General features: G+C 63.1%; 15 protein-coding genes and 1 pseudogene. 4 read left to right on the top strand and 12 right to left on the bottom strand.

Annotation, left to right across the window (positions count from 1 at the left end; genetic code table 11):
* Positions 1–6: 6 nt before the first annotated feature.
* The 4 genes from otnK to IWX85_RS00995 all read right to left on the bottom strand — a co-directional run bounded on the left by otnK (position 7) and on the right by IWX85_RS00995 (position 4,665).
* Positions 7–1,359: a 3-oxo-tetronate kinase gene (otnK, locus tag IWX85_RS01010; protein WP_196868440.1), complete on the bottom strand. Its 1,353-nt coding sequence runs from the start codon at positions 1,357–1,359 to the stop codon at positions 7–9.
* Complete coding sequence (gene ltnD, locus IWX85_RS01005) at positions 1,356–2,249, bottom strand: L-threonate dehydrogenase (protein WP_196868439.1); 894 nt, start codon at positions 2,247–2,249, stop codon at positions 1,356–1,358. The genes otnK and ltnD overlap by 4 nt, the downstream gene beginning before the upstream one ends.
* Before the next feature lie 10 nt (positions 2,250–2,259).
* Positions 2,260–3,231: a tripartite tricarboxylate transporter substrate binding protein gene (locus IWX85_RS01000; RefSeq protein WP_196868438.1), complete on the bottom strand. Its 972-nt coding sequence runs from the start codon at positions 3,229–3,231 to the stop codon at positions 2,260–2,262.
* Between the two features lie 660 nt (positions 3,232–3,891).
* A complete protein-coding gene (locus IWX85_RS00995; protein ID WP_196868437.1) occupies positions 3,892–4,665 on the bottom strand; it encodes a FadR/GntR family transcriptional regulator in 774 nt (257 codons plus the stop codon).
* Between the two features lie 475 nt (positions 4,666–5,140).
* Here IWX85_RS00995 and fadH point away from each other — a divergent pair.
* The 4 genes and pseudogenes from fadH to IWX85_RS00975 form a co-directional block, all read left to right on the top strand.
* Positions 5,141–6,027: pseudogene (gene fadH / locus IWX85_RS20230) on the top strand (NADPH-dependent 2,4-dienoyl-CoA reductase); the annotation flags it as partial.
* Positions 6,016–6,168, top strand: a complete 153-nt coding sequence (locus IWX85_RS00985; RefSeq protein ID WP_231379438.1) for a hypothetical protein — start codon at positions 6,016–6,018, stop codon at positions 6,166–6,168. The pseudogene fadH and the gene IWX85_RS00985, both read left to right, overlap by 12 nt.
* A gap of 230 nt (positions 6,169–6,398) precedes the next feature.
* Positions 6,399–7,394 carry a hypothetical protein gene (locus IWX85_RS00980; RefSeq protein ID WP_196868436.1) on the top strand — a complete coding sequence of 332 codons (996 nt, stop codon included), beginning with the start codon at positions 6,399–6,401 and terminating at the stop codon, positions 7,392–7,394.
* Positions 7,391–8,152, top strand: coding sequence for a hypothetical protein (locus IWX85_RS00975; protein ID WP_196868435.1), 762 nt, complete (start codon positions 7,391–7,393; stop codon positions 8,150–8,152). The genes IWX85_RS00980 and IWX85_RS00975 overlap by 4 nt, the downstream gene beginning before the upstream one ends.
* Before the next feature lie 343 nt (positions 8,153–8,495).
* Here IWX85_RS00975 and IWX85_RS00970 read toward each other — a convergent pair whose 3' ends face one another.
* The 8 genes from IWX85_RS00970 to IWX85_RS00935 all read right to left on the bottom strand — a co-directional run bounded on the left by IWX85_RS00970 (position 8,496) and on the right by IWX85_RS00935 (position 17,481).
* On the bottom strand, positions 8,496–9,464 hold the full coding sequence (locus tag IWX85_RS00970) for a tripartite tricarboxylate transporter substrate binding protein (protein WP_196868434.1): 969 nt from the start codon (positions 9,462–9,464) through the stop codon (positions 8,496–8,498).
* A 90-nt stretch (positions 9,465–9,554) separates the two neighbouring features.
* The gene (locus IWX85_RS00965; RefSeq protein ID WP_196868433.1) at positions 9,555–10,436 is read right to left on the bottom strand and encodes a 2-hydroxy-3-oxopropionate reductase; all 882 of its coding nucleotides are present in this window, start codon (positions 10,434–10,436) and stop codon (positions 9,555–9,557) included.
* A 40-nt stretch (positions 10,437–10,476) separates the two neighbouring features.
* Positions 10,477–11,259 carry a 2-dehydro-3-deoxyglucarate aldolase gene (gene garL / locus IWX85_RS00960; RefSeq protein ID WP_036810611.1) on the bottom strand — a complete coding sequence of 261 codons (783 nt, stop codon included), beginning with the start codon at positions 11,257–11,259 and terminating at the stop codon, positions 10,477–10,479.
* A gap of 229 nt (positions 11,260–11,488) precedes the next feature.
* Positions 11,489–12,928, bottom strand: coding sequence for an aldehyde dehydrogenase family protein (locus tag IWX85_RS00955; protein WP_196868432.1), 1,440 nt, complete (start codon positions 12,926–12,928; stop codon positions 11,489–11,491).
* Between the two features lie 42 nt (positions 12,929–12,970).
* Complete coding sequence (gene garD, locus IWX85_RS00950; RefSeq protein WP_196868431.1) at positions 12,971–14,560, bottom strand: galactarate dehydratase; 1,590 nt, start codon at positions 14,558–14,560, stop codon at positions 12,971–12,973.
* Positions 14,561–14,576: 16 nt separating this feature from the next.
* Complete coding sequence (kdgD, locus tag IWX85_RS00945) at positions 14,577–15,488, bottom strand: 5-dehydro-4-deoxyglucarate dehydratase (RefSeq protein WP_196868430.1); 912 nt, start codon at positions 15,486–15,488, stop codon at positions 14,577–14,579.
* A gap of 182 nt (positions 15,489–15,670) precedes the next feature.
* Complete coding sequence (locus IWX85_RS00940; protein ID WP_196868429.1) at positions 15,671–16,954, bottom strand: TRAP transporter large permease; 1,284 nt, start codon at positions 16,952–16,954, stop codon at positions 15,671–15,673.
* A complete protein-coding gene (locus IWX85_RS00935; RefSeq protein ID WP_196868428.1) occupies positions 16,954–17,481 on the bottom strand; it encodes a TRAP transporter small permease in 528 nt (175 codons plus the stop codon). The genes IWX85_RS00940 and IWX85_RS00935 overlap by 1 nt, the downstream gene beginning before the upstream one ends.
* Positions 17,482–17,506: the final 25 nt, after the last annotated feature.

Here is a 17,506-nt window from a genome sequence, read left to right as displayed (position 1 = left end):
GGTATTTCATGCCAGCATGCTAAAGGCTTTGGTGAAGAAGTCGTCGCTGCCGAAGTTGCCGGACTTCAGCGTCAGGTGCAGCCCATCGTGGCTGGCCATGGCCGGCACGCGCTGGATAGCAACAGGGTCATCGTCGGCCACTGGGGCTTCAGCGATGACGTTCGGAGCAGATCGCGGGGACGCTGGTCTGGCGTGACACCATGGCACACCGGGATCAATCTGCGGGCCGATCTGTAATTGCGTGATGCCCAGCGCCTGGACACAGGCGCCCGAGGTTTCACCCCCTGCCACCACAAGTTGCCCGACGCCGCATTCCACCAATCCACGCGCCACAGCCGCCAAGGTGCGCTCGACCAGCGCACCGGCCTCTTGCGCACCAAGCCGTGACTGCACGGTTTTGACGTCAGCGCTGTCGGCCGTTGAATACACCAGCACCGGGCCCTGCGCCAGCAGCGGACGGGCCCACGCCAGCACTTCGGCCGCCACATCGGCGCCGGAGGCGATACGCAACGGTTCAATGGCGAGCGCGGGATGGCCCCGCTTGATGAAATCCAGCACCTGCCGGTTGGTCGCCAGCGAGCAACTGCCTGACACGACTGCCTGCAGACCCCCTGCAGCCGGCAAATGGCTGGCCTGCAGCGAGGGGGTGATGCCAAAGTTGGCCGGCAGGCCGATTGCCACACCGGAGCCTGCCGTCACCAGCGGCATGCCCTTGAGGGCGCCCCCCAGACGCAGCAGGTCCTCACTGGATAGGGCGTCCACAATCGCCACGCCCACCCCTTCGGCCTGAAGTTGTGCCATGCGCTCGCGCACCGCGACTTCGCCGCGCGCCACCACCCGGTGGTCGATCAGTCCGACACGGTGCCTGGTCTGGGCCTGCATCACCCGCAGCAGGTTGGCATCCGCCATGGGTGTCAGCGGATGGTTCTGCATGCCGCTCTCATTGAGCAGCACGTCGCCGACAAACAAATAACCCTTGAACACTGTGCGCTGGTTGTCGGGGAAAGCCGGCGTGGCGATGGTGAACCCGGTGTCAAGCGCGTCCATCAATGCCTCTGTCACCGGGCCGATGTTGCCCTGAGCCGTGCTGTCGAAGGTCGAGCAATATTTAAAATAGATCTGCTGCGCGCCCCGGCCCTGCAGCCAGGCCAGCGCGGCCAGCGACTCGGCCACCGCCTGCTCAGCCGGCACGGTGCGCGACTTGAGGGCCACCACCACGGCGTCAACATCGGCGTCCAGGGGGCCGTCAGGCACACCAATGGTTTGCACCACCCGCATGCCGGCTCGCACCAGGTTGTTGGCCAGATCCGTGGCGCCGGTGAAGTCGTCGGCGATACACCCCAGGCTGATCGGCTTCATGATTTTTTCGGCAACTCAATGCCTGGGAAAATCTTGATCACGGCACTGTCGTCTTCTGTGGCAAAACCGGCCGTCGAGGCTTGCATGAACATCTGGTGCGCAGTGGACGACAGCGGCAGCGGAAACTTGCTGGCGCGCGCCATGTCGAGCACAAGGCCCAAATCCTTGACAAAGATGTCCACCGCCGAGAGGGGCGTGTAGTCAGCCGCCAGCACGTGTGCCATGCGGTTTTCAAACATCCAGCTGTTCCCGGCGCTGTGCGTGATGACCTCGTACAGCGCGGCCGCATCCACCCCTTCACGCAGACCCAGTGCCATCGCTTCAGCGGCCGCTGCGATATGAACGCCGGCCAGAAGCTGGTTGATGATCTTCACCTTGCTCCCCGCGCCGGCCGAATCGCCAAGTTTGTAGACCTTGCCAGCCATGGCATCAAGCACCGACTCAGCTTTTGCATAAGCCGCTGGCGCGCCCGAGGTCATCATGGTCATCTCGCCACTCGCCGCCTTGGCCGCCCCGCCAGAGATGGGCGCGTCGATGTACAGCAGGCCCAGCGCATGCAGTCGCTTTTCGAGGGCGATCGACCAGTTGGGGTCCACCGTCGAACACATCACGAAAACACTGCCTGGCCGCATGGCCGCAGCGCAACCGCCAGGCCCGAACAGCACGGCTTCGGTTTGCGCGGCGTTAACCACGACCGAAACAATCACATCACATTGCCCGGCCAGCGCTGCCAGTGAAGGGCTGGCAAAGGCCCCGCCTTCCTCGGCAAACGCGCTTGCGATTTCTGGACGAACGTCAAACACATGCGGTGCATATCCGGCGCGGCGCAGCGACTGCGCCATGCCCTTGCCCATGGCACCCAAACCCACCAAACCTGCGACTGATGTCATGCCCGCTCCTTCAACCAAGGGTGATTTTTGCAAAGCTGGCCACGCGTTTCCACTTCTGCGCGTCGGCTGACATAAACGCGCCCATGGCCGTGGCCGGCATAAAACCAAGCTCGGCGCCACGGGACTCCATGACGCGGATAACCTCGGGCTCCTGCATGATCTTCTGCAGAGCCTGTTCCAGCGTACTGACCACGGCAGGAGATGTGCCCGCGGGTGCCGCGACGCCATACCATGCGCTGACGTCGAATCCCGTCAAGCCAAGCTCGACCAGTGTCGGCACGTCCGGCAGGGTCTTGCTGCGGCGAAGGGTTGTGACCGCGAGGGCTTTCACCGAACCGCCCTGGATCTGTCCCAAAACCGAAGGCAAGTTCTCGAACATCATCTCGACCTCCCCCGAGATCAGGCCAGTGACCGCAGCAGCGGCACCGCGATACGGAATATGCGTGATGAACGTTCCTGTTGTGCTTTTGAAGAGTTCGGCGCTGAGGTGCAGCGACGTGCCGTTGCCATTGGAGGCGTAGTTCATCTTGCCGGGTTCGCGTTTGGCGCGCGCCAACAGGTCTGCAACCGAACCGATGCCGCTTTTGGGGTTGACCACCAGCACATTGGGTACACGGCCGAGCAAGCCGACCGGTGCAATGTTCTCTGGCTTGTACGGAAGACTCTCGTACAGCGCCGGACTGATGGTCAGCGGCGGAGAAGCCATCAACAAGGTGTAGCCATCGGCCGGCGAGCGGGCCACTTCTGCCGCCCCTACATTGCCGCCCGCTCCAGGCTTGTTGTCGATCACCACGGCTTGCCCGAGCTCCTGCGCCAGCCGGGAGCCGACCAGGCGCGCCATGTTGTCGATCAATCCACCCGGTGGAAATGGCACGACCAGGCGAATTGGCCGGGCGGGCCAGGTTTGTGCGATGGCAAGCTGTGGGACGGCAAGTGCGCTGCCACTCCACAACAGGGCCAGTCGCCGCGTGATAGGTTTCATGGTTTCCTCCAGGTTTCAGAAAAGCCGCTATGAGAGCGGTGTGTAGATAAATGAATCAATGTCCTTGCGCAAATGGCCCAGTTCAGGGAATGGCAAATGCACTGCAGCAATGAGGATGTTTTCGCGCACCACCCTGTTCAAAATTTCCTGTTGGGTCTCACGTGCTTTTTAACCAACAAGGAAAAACCATTTAATTTAAGTTTTAACTTATATGGTCATCCTACAACTTTTGGGTATATTGCTCGTACTTGTTTACCCTGAGCATTTCGTAAACCCTCAATGATCTGGCTGAAGATGCTGCGCCATCAGGGTTCGAGCGGGTTGCATAAAACCATGATCAGACGGGGCGCCGTGCGTTGCTGCATGCGCACGCTGCTGCAAATATGCGTGCCAAAGCGCAACCAGCCTTTGTGGAGATGACAGGCTACGAAATTCGTCTGATCGAACGCTGTGGCTTAAAGTTTTCACACCGCTGTGTGCGGTTGAGCGATGCGAAAAAAGCGCCCATGCACGGTCTGTTCCAGCACAGGAGACGAAACTCGATGAGTTGGATGGCTTGGAAAGACAGACCACATAACAGCATGGGCGCAGACCTGCGCGTCTGCTGAAATCGGATTGAAAAGGCGAGTTTGCCGGGAGCGCCAGCACCGGGTGCGGCGCTTACCGCCGGATGGCGCCGGACACCAGCGGGCTTGCCAATTGCACACCGGCCTCTTTCCAAAAGCCCGGATCGGCCTGCTCGATGCGCTTGATGGCGTTGTCCATGTGCCGTGCCGCAACCCGGCGCGCCCTGGTCGCGTCGCCCGCCTCTATGGCCCCGGCGATGGCTTCGTGTTCGTCGCGAACCTGGCGTGCGAAATCCGCTCGCCGGGCCTCGTTGGCACGGGTCACGCGCGTCACGCCGCGCAAAAACTGGCGCAGGTAGTCCAGCGTGCTGATGAGGAACGGGTTTTGCGCAGCATCCGCAATGGCGCGGTGGTAGTTCACGTCTTCATCGGCACCGTCGCCCCCGGCCTTGACCGCCTCGTCCAGGGCCACAATCGCCTGGCGAATGCGCTCGATGTCGGTTGCATTTCGGCGTTGCGCAGCCAGCGCCGCGACCTCTGCCTCCAGCGCGCGGCGCACCTCGACCATTTGAATGACCGCCTGCCTGGACGCCGCCGAACGGGTGTCGAAATTCAGCGGCGCAAAGGCGGCCTGCCGCACAAACACCCCGCTGCCCTGGCGCGACTCGACCACGCCCAGCGACTTCAATCGCGACACCGCCTCGCGCACCACCGTGCGGCTGACCGCGAACTGCTCGACCAGCGCGGCCTCGGTCGGCAGCTTTTCGCCAGCGGCAGGCCGGCCCGCGCGGATTTCGGCGGACAGTGCCTCGGCCACTTGTTCGGACAAATGCACACCGGGCGTGATGGAATGGAAACGTTGGGTCATGGAATGCAGAAATTGGTCATACCACTTTACAACATCCTTGCCCGTCGGGGCTTAAAAACCTGGGCAGTGACGCCAGACCCGGAGCCCAGCAGGCACCCATCGGCTTTTTGCCCGCCAAAGACACCCACCTTCACCAGGCTTGATGCCGTGCCCCGAATCCAAGCCAGCCTTATCGCCCAGGGCCCGGTGCTCGTCGCCAAGACCAATAATTCGATAAAAAATTCCGCTAGCGCAATGAATACGGTCACATTCAGCTATTATTTTTATAGCATTAATGCCCGCAAAAAAACGCTTCATGGTTTGCCAGCGCACGCGGCAGGGCGTGTCCCCCGGAGCACCGCAAGTGGTGCCCGGGGCCATGTCCAAGGGCTACCATGCCGCCAACCCGGACCTGGAGACTGCCCTGGCCACACCGACTTCTTCCGCCCTGCCGGCCTTTGCGCACCTGCTGGCGCCGCTGGACCGGGGCTTCACCATGCTGAAAAACCGGGTCCTGATGGGCAGCATGCGCACCGGTCTGGAAGACGGACGCCAGCATTTCCCGGCGATGGCCGTGTTTTTTGCGGAACGTGCGCGCGGCGGTGTCGGCCTGATGGTCACCGGCGGCTTTGCGCCCAATGTGGCGGGCTCGACCAAGCCGTTTGCCGGCATGCTCGCCACCGCGGGCGCGGCGCGCCGCCACCGGCAGGTCACCGATGCGGCGCACCAGGAAGGCGGCAAGTTCGCGTTGCAGATCGTGCAACACCGGGCGCTACGGCAACCGCCCTTTGTGCGTGGCGCCCTGGCGCCTGCGGAGCCCGATTTCGCCGTTCACGCCTTACGCGCTGAGCGCCGGCGGCGTCGAACGGCAAATCCGCCCCTTTGTGCGCTGCGCCTTGCTGGCGCGTGAAGCCGGCGACGACGGCGTCGAGATCATGGGCAGCAAAGGCTACCTGGTCAACAGCGGCATCGGCTGGCATGAAGCGCGGGTGCCGACAATAGCCACCTCGGTGCCGCGCGGCGCCTTCACCTGGGTCACCCAAAAGCTACGCACCGAACTGCGCACCGCCGGGTTGAGCATTCCGGTCATCCCCAGCAACCGGCTGAACATGCCGAGGTCGCCGAACAGGCGCTGGCGGACGGCTGCGCCGACATGGTGAGCCTGGCGCGGCCCTTGCTGGCCGACCCGGACTTCGTCGACAAGGCCGCGCAGGGACGCAGCCAGGACATCAACGTTTGCATTGCCTGCAACCAGGCCTGTCTGAACCACGCCTTCAACGCCAGGCTGGCAAGCTGTCTGGTCAATCCACGCGCCGGGCATGAAACCGAACGGGTCATCCGCACCGCCCCGGCCAAAAACGCATGGCGGTGATGGGCGCCGGTCAGGAGCCATTTCGCGAGTGGCTGGAGCCGCTGCGCGCCGCAGGCATGAAGACGCACCTGATCGGCGGCGCCGGCGAGACCGGCGAGTTCGATGCCAAGCAGGCGAATGACCAGGGAACGCGGCTGGCGGCAGGGCTGTAGCAGTCTGAGCGTCCGGCCGGCGTACTGCCGGCCAACGGCTCTGGCGGGCACCACACCCTCATCCGCTTCACTGCGTAACATCAGTTACTCGATCCGGAAACTTTCCGCACGCTGGAATGCCGCTATCCAGCGGCTCTGCGTTTAGAGTTGGCAAGCATCCGGCCGATGCCTGCCAAAGCCCGCCATGGTTCTTGCCACCGATGGGCAGGCAGACAGCCTGCCGGAACGGCGTGAAACACATCGGGGTGGCGGCCATGGAACTGCTTCAGCGGCTCAAGGAATCGATTGCCTGGCTCGGCGGTGCCCTGGCGGCATTGACCGCCATCTGCTATGCCACCGGCTACTACGCCTTTCATGCCCACCTGACGATGCTTGGGCTGGGCCGGGTGGTGGATTTCAAGCACGAGGACATGCTGCTGGAAGGCGCCCGGTTCTTCTTTGCCGTGACGGCCCACCTGCTGCAGATGCTGCTGGCCCTGGGCGCCGGAGGCGTCAGCGTGCTGGTGGTGCTGGCGCTTCTGGGCGAAATCGGGCCGCTGGCCAGAAGCGGGCGGCGTGCGCGCGAATGGCTGATCCGGCGGCGCGCCGCACTGGCTGCGGCGCGTCCGGCGCTCAAGGGCACGCTGCTGCTGACGGCACTGGTGGTCTTGCTGATTGCGCATACCGACCGGTTTTTCTACCCGCTGCTGGCGCTGGGGCGCATCGACAGTCTGCTGTTTCGCAGCGGCGCGCAGGCCACGGCGGACTGCCGGGCCTTGATTCCGGTGGCCGGCAGCGGATTGCCGCCGGATGTGGCGGCTTCGCTGCTGATGCAGGGCGAGCGCTGCAATGTGTTCCTGCTGGCCGAGTTCCGGCGCCTGCTCGACGGCTACCTGGTGCTGCTGATGGCCGTCGGCGCGTCGTTTTCCTTCAGCACGGCCATCCGCCCCGAGATGCTGGCGCGGGCCTGCCGCCTGGTGCTGGCCGCCTATGCAATGGTCTACACGCTCTTGCTGCCGGTGGCTTTCGGCATCCTGGTGCGGGCGGCGGTCTATCCGCTGGCCAGCCTTGAATTCAAGGACGGTGCGCTGGCCAGCGGCAACCTCATGACGCGCAACGACAAAAACCTGCTGCTGTGGCTGCCTGCCGACCGAAAGGCCGTGTGGTACCCGAGCGAGACGATTGCGCGGCTCCAGGTGACAGGCCAGGCCAACCTGTTTTTAGTTCCGGAAGGAGGCGCCAAATGACCCTGCCCTGCATTCCCGATCCGTCCAGCCGCTTCGGGCTGGCCATGCTGCTTGCGCTGCTGCCGGCGTGCGCTCCCCTGCCGCCAGCCCCTGCGCCCGTTCCCGCCAGCCAGGGGCAGGCACCGGTGCTGCGCCCGGTCGGCCGCATCACCTTCATCGAGGGACCGAATGCGTTTGTCGACCGGGGCAACCATGGCGCCGGGCAGCCCGCCCAACTGGGTCAGGCGCTGCTGGCCGGCGACCGCTTTTATACCGGCCCGGGAACGCGCATGAAAATCGATTTCTGGAACGGCGGCTACCTTGAAATCGACGAAAACACCGACCCCAGCCTGTTCCAGGACCTGAACTGCCTGGTGGTCAGCCTGTTTCGCAGCGGCAGGATTTTTATCGACAAGTCCGATGCCTGCGTCGAATCGCTGGGCACCAAAAGCCAGCAGTTCAGCAAGGTGGCCTATTCCGTCATGCCGGCGGGCGCCTACCTTCAGATCACCGTGGTGGAGGGCGAGGCCCGCACCCTGCAGCCCGCGCCAGCCACGGTTCCGGCGGGGTGGCGCATCGACCTGACGAGTCGCGGCCTGCTCGGCGACGGCCGCGCCTACCGGGTACCCGAAGAGGCGATCCGACAGTCCATCGGCTGGACGCAGTACTACCGCAACCAGAGCCGCAGCACGCCTGGGCCTGAATTTCCCCCGTTCAGGTTCCCCCGTCCGCAATATCCAGCGCCCGGCCGTGACCAGACACCACGCTCGAAACGATGACCACTTTGCTATAAAAATAATAGTTGCTCGTGCGCGCATTGCATGCGCGGAGTGCCTTTTTACTTGATGGAATAGGGGCTTCACCCAGTTCTAAAACCCGTCATACGTTTGAAAGAGTGGAGACAGCATTTTTTGCTACCGTATTAATAGCTGCCAGCACATACGCAGTTTGCGCAGAAGCCATTTTTGATGCTGAAAAAGTCGATTCTGGTCACTGCGAACGCGCTTCATGAACCCACCCGTTCTTTTTGATACCCACCCTTCGACGTCCGGGTTGCGCCCTTTTCACGCGGGCTGAATCGCCTTTCCTGCGTGTTTCTGTGCAAGAGAAACCGGGGGGTTTTCAGTCCAGCTTGATGCCGGCCTGCTCGACCACCCTGGCCCAGCGGGCTTTTTCGCGGTTGAAGAATTCGTCCTGCTGCACCGGCGTCATGGTCACCACCTCGGCGCCCTGCCCGGCCAGCTTGGCGCGGATCTCGGGCTGGCGAATGACCTTGATCAGTTCGCTGTTGAGGCGGTTCAGGATGGCAGGCGGCGTGCCGTTGGCCACCAGAATCCCTTGCCAGGTGCCGGACTCGAAACCGGTCAACCCTTGTTCGGCCAGCGTCGGCACGTCGCCAATCAGCGGCATGCGGCTGCCTTTGGAAACGCCGAGGATCTTGAGCTTGCCGCTCTGCACGAACGGCAGGGTTGCCAGCATGCCGTTCATCAAAATCTGGGTTTGCCCGGCAATCGTGTCGGTGATCGCCTGCGAGCCGCCCTTGTACGGGATGTACTGCCATGTGGCGCCGCTGGCGCGCTCGACCGCCACGCCCGCCAGGTGCGGCGCGCTGCCCATGGCGGTGACGGCAAAGTTCAGCTCGGTTTTCCTCGACAGCGCCACCAGTTCCTTGAGGTTGCTGGCCGGCACTGACGGATGCACCACCAGCAGGTGCGGTGAATAGGCCAGCATGGTCACGCCGCGCAGATCCCTGGCCGGATCAAACGGCAGCTTGGTGTACACCGACGGGCTGATGGCCAGCGCGCCGGTGTCGCACAGCAGCAGCGTGTAGCCGTCGGGCGCCGACTTGGCGACGTAATCCGCGCCCAGGTTGCCATTGGCGCCGGCCTTGTTTTCGACGATGACGGACTGCTTGAGCGCTTCCGACAGCGGCTGGGCAATCGACCGGGCAATGATGTCCGACGAACCGCCCGGCGGGTACGGCACCACGATCCGGATCGCTTTGGCAGACCAGTTGGGCGACTGCGCGTGGGCAGCGCCCAGGCCAAGGGCCAGCGTGGCCCCCACGAGATCACGACGGTTGATGGACATGATGTGTCTCCTGCGTTGAATGGATGCCTGGGTTGTCTACCTTCAAAGCCGCAGCCCTGAAGGGGTTTGGAAAACGCTTACCCGACGTGTTCAGGCAACCGTGTGGTTGGCCATGATTTCCAGGCTGCGTACCAGCGCCGAATGGTCCAGGTCCTGCATGCCGTTGGCGGCGCAGACCTGCATCAGCTGCGCCGCGCCAGCGGTTTGCGGCAGCGCAACGCCCAGTGAACGGGCACCGGCCAGCGCCAGGCTCAAATCCTTCTGGTGCAGGCCGATGCGAAAGCCCGGGTTGAAGGTGCGCTTGATCATGCGTTCGCCATGCACTTCCAGGATGCGCGACGCGGCAAAACCGCCCATCAGCGCCTGGCGCACCTTGGCCGGGTCGGCACCGGCCTTGCTGGCAAACAGCAGCGCTTCGCCGACGGCGGCAATGTTCAGCGCCACAATGATCTGGTTGGCGACCTTGCAGGTCTGGCCGTCGCCGTTGCCGCCAACCAGCGTGATGTTCTTGCCCATCAGTTCGAACAGCGGCTTGACGCGTTCAAACGCTTCATCAGGCCCGCCAACCATGATGGTCAGGCTGCCGGCCTTGGCGCCGACTTCGCCGCCCGACACCGGCGCGTCGAGGTAGTCGCAGCCCAGCGCATTGATTTTTTCGGCGAATTCCTTGGTGTCCATCGGCGAGATGGAACTCATGTCCACAACGGTCTTGCCCGGGCTCAGGCCGCTGGCCACGCCGTCGCCTTCGAACAGCACCTTGGCCACATCGGGCGTGTCGGGCAGCATCAGGAAGATGATGTCGGCTTTTTGCGCTACCTCCTGGCTAGAGGCGCAGGCGCTCGCCTGGCCGGTCAGCAGGTCGGCAGGCACCTCGCTGCGGGTATGGAGGAACACGTCATGCCCTGCGGCGATCAGGTGGGCGGCCATGGGCGCGCCCATGATGCCGAGGCCGATAAATCCAAGCTTGCTCATTTTTTGCTCCAGTCAAAAAGAAATCGAAAAGGTTGGCGCGTCAGCTGCGGTAGCGGTCGCACAAGGCCTGCGTGGCCGCGCGAAAGGCGCCCAGGTCGCTGCCGACGCCGACGAAGGTTGCGCCCATCGCCAGGTAACGGCGCGCATCGGCCTCGGCCGGCGCCAGGATGCCGGCCGGTTTACCGCAGGCCTTGGCATCGGCAAACACCGCCGCAATGACCGCCTGCACGTCCGGATGACCGGCATTGCCGATGTGGCCCATGCCTGCAGCCAGGTCGGACGGGCCGACGAACAGGCAGTCCACGCCGTCGAGCGCAGCAATTTCTCTGGCAGCGGCCGCGCCGGCCAGGCTTTCAATCTGCACCATCACGCAGATGTGCTGGTTGACGGTTTTGAAATAATCGGGAATGGTGCCATAGCGGTTGCCGCGCTGCGACACCGACACGCCGCGAATGCCTTCGGGCGGATAGCGCGTGGCGGCAACGGCACGGCGGGCCTCGTCGGCGTTTTCAACAAACGGGATCAAAAAGTTGTAGAAACCGGCGTCCAGCAGGCGCTTGATTTCCACCGCGTCGTTGCAGCTGGGCCGAACCACCGGCGCGCTCGGGCTGTCCTTGAGCGCCATCAGTTGCGGAATGAAGGTGGTCACGTCGTTGGGCGAATGCTCGCCGTCCAGCAAAATCCAGTCGAATCCGGCCACACCGAGTACTTCGGTGGTGATGGCATTGGACAGCGACGACCAGCAGCCAATCAGTTTCTTGCCGGCGCGCAAGTCGCGTTTCAGGCTGTTGGGAAAAGGCTGGTAGGGGCTTGCCTGTGTCATGGAATCTCTCCTGTTGCCACTGGCCGGTATGCAACGGCCGGGCGGTTGACAAATAAAAGGGGCTGCTTGCGCAGCACCCCCGAATGGGTCCACAGACTGCTTTCAAGTGCCAAATATGCCTTTTCCGCTTATCCGGCGGACGAAAGCAGCTATGAATTCAATAGCACCAGCAGCCCTTGCCGGTGCAACGCCTTGAAGCAGGGCCGCCTTCTCATGCCGCCCTGGCGCCTCACGCCAGCGTGTAGGCGGTCTTGACGACGGTGTAGAACTCCTGCGCATAGCGGCCCTGCTCGCGCGGACCGTAGCTCGAACCCTTGCGGCCGCCGAACGGCACGTGGTAGTCGACCCCGGCGGTCGGCAGGTTCACCATGACCATGCCGGCCTGGCTGTGGCGCTTGAAATGTGTGGCGTATTTCAGGCTGGTGGTGGCCACGCCGGCAGCCAGGCCGAACGGCGTGTTGTTGGCTTCAAACAGCGCTTCTTCATAGCCCTTGACGCGGATGATGCTGGCGACCGGGCCGAACACTTCCTCGCGGTTGATGCGCATGTCGGCCGTGGTGTCGGTCAGCAGTGCCGGCGCCATGAAAAAACCGTCGGTGGACAGCTTCAGGCGCTGGCCACCGGCCAGCAGCACCGCGCCTTCCTTCTGGCCGATGTCCACATAAGACAGGTCTTGCTCCAGCTGCGACAGCGACGACACCGGGCCAATGTCGATGCCGGCGGCCAGCGCATCGCCGACCTTGAGCGTGGCCATGCGTGACTTGATAGCCTCGACGAACTTGGAATAGATACCGTCGGTGACGATCAGCCGGCTTGACGCGGTGCAGCGCTGGCCGGTTGAGAAGAACGCGCTTTGCACGCTGAGCTCCACGGCTTGGGCCAGGTCGGCATCGTCCAGAATGACCTGCGGGTTCTTGCCACCCATTTCCAATTGCACTTTTTTCAGCTTGACCGCGCACTGCTGGGCAATGTGGGCGCCCACGGCTTGCGAGCCGGTGAAGCTGATGGCATCCACGCCCGGATGGTTGACCAGCGGATCGCCGATCACGCTACCACGGCCCATGACCAGGTTGAACACGCCGGCCGGAATGCCGCTGCGGCTGATGATCTCGGCCAATGCCCAGGCGCAGCCCGGCACCAGGTCAGCGGGCTTCATCACCACGCAATTGCCGTAGGCCAGCGCCGGCGCAATTTTCCAGGCGGGAATGGCCATCGGGAAATTCCATGGCGTGACGATGCCGACCACGCCGACCGGCTCGCGGGTGATTTCCACGCCGATGCCGGGGCGCACTGACGGCACGACCTCGCCCGTCAGTCGCAGGCATTCGCCGGCAAAGAACTTGAAGATATTGCCGGCGCGGGCAGCCTCGCCAATGCCTTCCGCCTTGGTCTTGCCTTCTTCGCGCGCCAGCAGCGTGCCCAGTTCTTCACGGCGCGCCAGGATTTCGGTGCCGATCTTGTCCAGCGCATCAGCCCGCGCCTGAATGCTGGACACGGACCAGGCGGGAAATGCAGTGCGGGCGGCCTGCACGGCGGCGTCGAGTTGCTCGGCACTGGCTTGCGTGTACTCGCCAATCACATCGCCCAGATTGGACGGATTGATATTGGGCGTGTAGCCGGTGCCAGCGATCCATTCGCCGGCGATCAGGTTGTCGTGTTTCTGGGTCATTTTTATCCTTTGAAAATTGTTGTTGAGTCGTGGTTCAGGCCATCAGGTCACCGGCGCCGGGTTGAACAGCACCAGCGCGTTGCGCAGCTTCCAGTGCTCGGCCCAGGTTTTCTTGCGGCCACTGGCCACGTCGAGCATGAACTGGAACAGCTCGCGCCCCACGTCTTCAATCGTCGCGTCGCCGTCGGCAATCCGGCCGGCGTTGATGTCCATCAGGTCATGCCAGCGCCGCGCCAGGTCGGTGCGGGTCGCCACCTTGATCACCGGCACCTCGGCCAGTCCGTAAGGCGTGCCGCGTCCGGTGGTGAACACATGCAGGTTGATGCCGGCGGCCAGCTGCAGCGTGCCGCAGATGAAGTCGCTGGCCGGGGTGGCAGCGTAGATCAGGCCTTTTTGCCTGACCTTCTCGCCCGGCGACAGCACGCCGCTGATGGGCGAGGTGCCCGACTTGACGATGGAGCCCATGGCTTTTTCGACAATGTTGGACAGCCCGCCCTTCTTGTTGCCCGGCGTGGTGTTGGCGCTGCGGTCGACCTTGCCTTTTTCAAGGTAAGCGTCGTACCAGGCCATTTCGCGGATCATGGCCTGCGCCACTTCCGGGGTACTGGCGCGGGACGTGAGCTGGTCGATGCCGTCGCGCACCTCGGTGGTTTCGGAAAACATCACCGTCGCGCCGGCACGCACCAGCAAATCGGTGCAAAAACCCACCGCCGGATTGGCCGTAACGCCCGAAAACGCATCGCTGCCACCGCACTGCACCCCCACCACGAGTTCGCTGGCGGGAACAGTCTCGCGGCGGCGCGCATCGAGTCTTTCCAGATGCAGCTCGGCCGCGCCCATGATCGAGTCGATCATCGACATGAAGCCGACATGGTGTTCGGACTGCAGGCAGACCACATCGAGCGGCGCCTCCGCCGTCATGCCGACATCGGCCACATTGCGCTCGTCCATGATGGGAATCGTGCCGGGCGGCAGCAGCCGCTCGGGCTGCAGTTTTTCGCAGCCCAGGCTGACGACCATGACCTCGCCGCCAAAGTTGGGGTTCAGCGTGATGTTGCGCAGCGTACGGATCGGGATGATCGCGTCGGGCGCGTCAATTGCCACGCCGCAGCCGTAGCTGTGCTCCAGCCCCACCACGTCATCGACATTCGGGAAACGCGGCAGCAGCTCGTCCTTGATGCGCTTGACGGCGAACTCGACCACGCCGGCCACGCACTGCACGGTGGTGGTGATGGCCAGGATGTTGCGGCTGCCGACCGAGCCGTCGGCATTGCGGTAGCCCTCGAAGGTGTAGCCCTCCAGCGGCGGCAAAGGCTCGGGCTTGACGGTGGCGATGGGCAGGTTGTCCAGCCCGCGCGCGTCCGGCATGTCCAGCAGCCGCTCGTGAACCCAGCTGCCGGCCGGGATGTCGCGCGCGGCATAGCCGATGGGCACGTTGTAGCGGCGCACGATGCCGCCCTGCGGCAGATCGACCAACGCGACCTTGTGGCCTTGCGGCACCTTGTCGCGCAAGGTCAGTCCGCTGGCAAAAACGGCGCCTGCCGGCAAACCGCCGTCGTTCACGACGATGGCCACGTTGTCGGCCTCGTGCATGAGGATGTAGCGGGGCTGGGCGCTTGGCAGGAGGGTCATGAAAAGCTCCGGTTGATTACTGCGGGCCAAGCGTCTTGATCAGCGCGGCCAGCGCTTCCATCTCGGCAGGTTTGAGGTCCGTCAATGGCGGACGCACCGGGCCGGCGCTGTGGCCGACGATGGTCGCGCCGGCCTTGACGATGCTGACGGCGTAGCCTGGGTTCTTGTTGCGAATGGCCAGGTACGGCATGAAAAAGTCCTTCAGCAGGCGCTGCTGGGTCGCCATGTCGTCACGCGCCACGGCATGGTAAAAGTCCATCGCCGTCTTCGGAATGAAGTTGAACACCGCTGATGAATACACCGGTGTGCCCAAGGCCTTGTAGGCGGCGGCGTAGACCTCGGCCGTGGGCAGGCCGCCCAGGTAAGAGAAACGGTCGCCCATCTTCAGGAAGATGGAAGACATGGTTTCGATGTTGCCCACGCCGTCCTTGAAGCCGATCAGGTTCGGGCAGCGGTCGGCCAGGATCGCCAAAGAATCAGCGGTCAGCTTGCAGACGTTGCGGTTGTACACGATCACGCCGAAATTCACACTCTTGCAGACCGCCTCGACATGGGCAATCAGCCCTTCCTGGCAAGCTTCCATCAGGTAATGCGGCAGCAGCAGGATGCCGTGGGCGCCCAGCCGTTCGGCTTCCTGTGCACAGGCAATGGCAAAACGGGTCGAGCCGCCGACACCGGCGATGATCGGCACCTTGCCGGCGCAGGTGTCGACTGCCGTCTTGATGATGGCCGGGTACTCGTCACCCGTCAGCGAGAAGAACTCGCCCGTGCCGCCAGCGGCAAACAGCGCCGTGGCGCCGTAAGGGGCCAGCCATTCCAGGCGCTCGGCATAACCCTTGGGATTGAAGTCACCCTGCGCGTCAAAGTCGGTGACGGGGAAAGACAGCAGGCCGGAGCTGACGATGGTTTTGAGGTCGTGCGGGTTCATGGATTGTTCTTGAGTGAAATCTGGGGCGGCATCGATAAAAGCAAAAAAAAGCAGCGGCCAGCACGGCATGGATTTCAGGCCGTGGCGACTGCCCTCCTCCGACTGGCCGCTAGCAGCGGCTCGTCAGGGGGTTGAAAGCGAAAGTGGTTTGGCTGGCAAACATCTTTTAAAAAAGTGCCGGCTTATTTCAGGAAAAGATTGGGCAGCCACAGGGAGAGGCCGGGGATGTAGGTCACCGCAATCAGCACCAGCATCAGCGCACCAAAGAAGGGGTACAGCGCCTTCACCACCTTTTCGATGGGCAACTTGGCCACGGCCGCGCCGACGAACAATACGCCGCCCACGGGAGGCGTGATCAGGCCCATGCCCAGGTTGACCATCATGATCATGCCGAAATGCACCGGATCAACACCCAGCGATGTCACGACGGGCAGCAAGATGGGCGTCATGATCAGGATCAGCGGGGCCATGTCCATCAGCGTGCCCAGCACCAGCAGCAGCACATTGATCATCATCAGGACCACATACTTGTTGTCCGACACACTGGTAAAGAGCGCGGTGATCTGCTGCGGAATCTGCATCAGCGTCATGACGTAGCCAAAGCTCGCCGCAAAGCCGATCAAGATCATCACGATGGACAGCGTCTTCACCGTGCGGTGCACCAGCTTGGGCAACTCGTTCCAGTTGTAGTCGCGGTAGATGAACATCGTGACGAAAAACGCCCAGATCACGGCAATCGCGGCCGACTCGGTGGCCGTGAAGATGCCCGACAAGATGCCGCCCAGGATGATGAACATGGTCATCAGGCCCCAGAGTGCATCGACGCAAATCTTGAGGGCCTGGCGCATGGGAATGCGCTCACCCTTGGGAAAATTGCGTTTCTTCGCAATGAACAGGCACATGATGGCCAGCGTCAGCCCTAGCAGCAGCCCTGGCAAGATGCCCGCCAGGAACAGCGCGGCAATCGACACGCCGCCGCCCGCAGCCAGCGAATAGATCACGGCGTTGTGGCTGGGTGGAATCAAAATGGCCTGGACCGAGCCGCTGACCGTCACGGCGGTCGCGAAGTCGCGCGGATAGCCTTTCTTTTCCATTTCCGGAATCAGCACCGAACCGATGGAAGCGGTATCGGCCATGGAAGAGCCCGAAATGGCGCCAAAAAACGTCGAAGCCAGAATGTTGACCAGCGACAGGCCGCCCCGGATAAAGCCCACCAGCACGCTGGCAAAGGCCACCAGCCGGCGCGACATGCCGCCTTCGGCCATGATGGCACCGGCCAGCACAAAGAAGGGAATGGCCAGCAGCGAGAACTTGTTCACGCCGCTGGCAATTGCAATCATGATGGCGTCCAGCGGAATGTCGATCCACCAGGCGCCCACCAGCGCGGACAGCCCCAGGGCATACGCCACCGGCATGCCGATAATCATCAGGCCCAAAAACGAGCCCAACAGTATGAAAGCGTCCATCAGAGGGCTCCCGCTTCAATTTTTTCGTGGTCGAACGTGACCACGGCTCGCTGGCCCTGGTAGCCGATCAACATGTGCTCCAGAATGAATGCCAGCGTCAACAGGCCGCCCACCGGCACCGGCAGGTAGGTCGCGCCCACCGGCATCCAGGGCAGGTCGCCAATGGTCTGGCCCCAGGTTCCCATGACCAGCTTGAAGCCATAAAACGTCATGAACATGGCCACGGCCAGCATCAAAAGGTCTACTGCACGGGCGCACAGCCAGCGCAGACTGGCGGGCAGGCGGTCGGTGATCATGGCCACGGCAATATGGGCGCCGGCACGGTAGGTGGCGGCCGCGCCGAAAAAGGTGAACACCACCATCAACAGGATGGAGACAGGTTCAGGCCACTGGGAACCAGTGCCCAGCACATAGCGGGCAAAGATGCCCCAGGGAATGATCAGCGACATCACGAAAACCGCCGCACCGGAAATCCAGATGCAGGCCAGGTAGAGGATGTCGTTGAAACGAAGAATATTGTTTTTCATGACGGTATCCGGTCGGACGCAACCC

The sequence above is a fragment of the Polaromonas sp. CG_9.11 genome (genome assembly GCF_015752225.1).
GTDB lineage: Bacteria > Pseudomonadota > Gammaproteobacteria > Burkholderiales > Burkholderiaceae_C > Polaromonas.
Note: the sequence above shows the minus strand (reverse complement) of the source record. Positions and strands in the feature narration are given on the sequence as shown.

Excerpts from the sequence above, each read along its gene's own strand:
- IWX85_RS00995 (WP_196868437.1), bottom strand. The coding sequence starts at position 4,665 with ATGACCCAACGTTTCCATTCCATCACGCCCGGTGTGCATTTGTCCGAA.
- IWX85_RS00965 (WP_196868433.1), bottom strand. The coding sequence starts at position 10,436 with ATGAGCAAGCTTGGATTTATCGGCCTCGGCATCATGGGCGCGCCCATG.
- IWX85_RS01000 (WP_196868438.1), bottom strand. The coding sequence starts at position 3,231 with ATGAAACCTATCACGCGGCGACTGGCCCTGTTGTGGAGTGGCAGCGCA.
- kdgD (WP_196868430.1), bottom strand. The coding sequence starts at position 15,488 with ATGAACCCGCACGACCTCAAAACCATCGTCAGCTCCGGCCTGCTGTCT.
- garD (WP_196868431.1), bottom strand. The coding sequence starts at position 14,560 with ATGACCCTCCTGCCAAGCGCCCAGCCCCGCTACATCCTCATGCACGAG.
- IWX85_RS00940 (WP_196868429.1), bottom strand. The coding sequence starts at position 16,954 with ATGGACGCTTTCATACTGTTGGGCTCGTTTTTGGGCCTGATGATTATC.
- IWX85_RS00985 (WP_231379438.1), top strand. The coding sequence starts at position 6,016 with ATGGGCGCCGGTCAGGAGCCATTTCGCGAGTGGCTGGAGCCGCTGCGC.
- garL (WP_036810611.1), bottom strand. The coding sequence starts at position 11,259 with ATGACACAGGCAAGCCCCTACCAGCCTTTTCCCAACAGCCTGAAACGC.
- ltnD (WP_196868439.1), bottom strand. The coding sequence starts at position 2,249 with ATGACATCAGTCGCAGGTTTGGTGGGTTTGGGTGCCATGGGCAAGGGC.
- IWX85_RS00955 (WP_196868432.1), bottom strand. The coding sequence starts at position 12,928 with ATGACCCAGAAACACGACAACCTGATCGCCGGCGAATGGATCGCTGGC.
- IWX85_RS00935 (WP_196868428.1), bottom strand. The coding sequence starts at position 17,481 with ATGAAAAACAATATTCTTCGTTTCAACGACATCCTCTACCTGGCCTGC.
- IWX85_RS00970 (WP_196868434.1), bottom strand. The coding sequence starts at position 9,464 with ATGTCCATCAACCGTCGTGATCTCGTGGGGGCCACGCTGGCCCTTGGC.
- otnK (WP_196868440.1), bottom strand. The coding sequence starts at position 1,359 with ATGAAGCCGATCAGCCTGGGGTGTATCGCCGACGACTTCACCGGCGCC.
- IWX85_RS00975 (WP_196868435.1), top strand. The coding sequence starts at position 7,391 with ATGACCCTGCCCTGCATTCCCGATCCGTCCAGCCGCTTCGGGCTGGCC.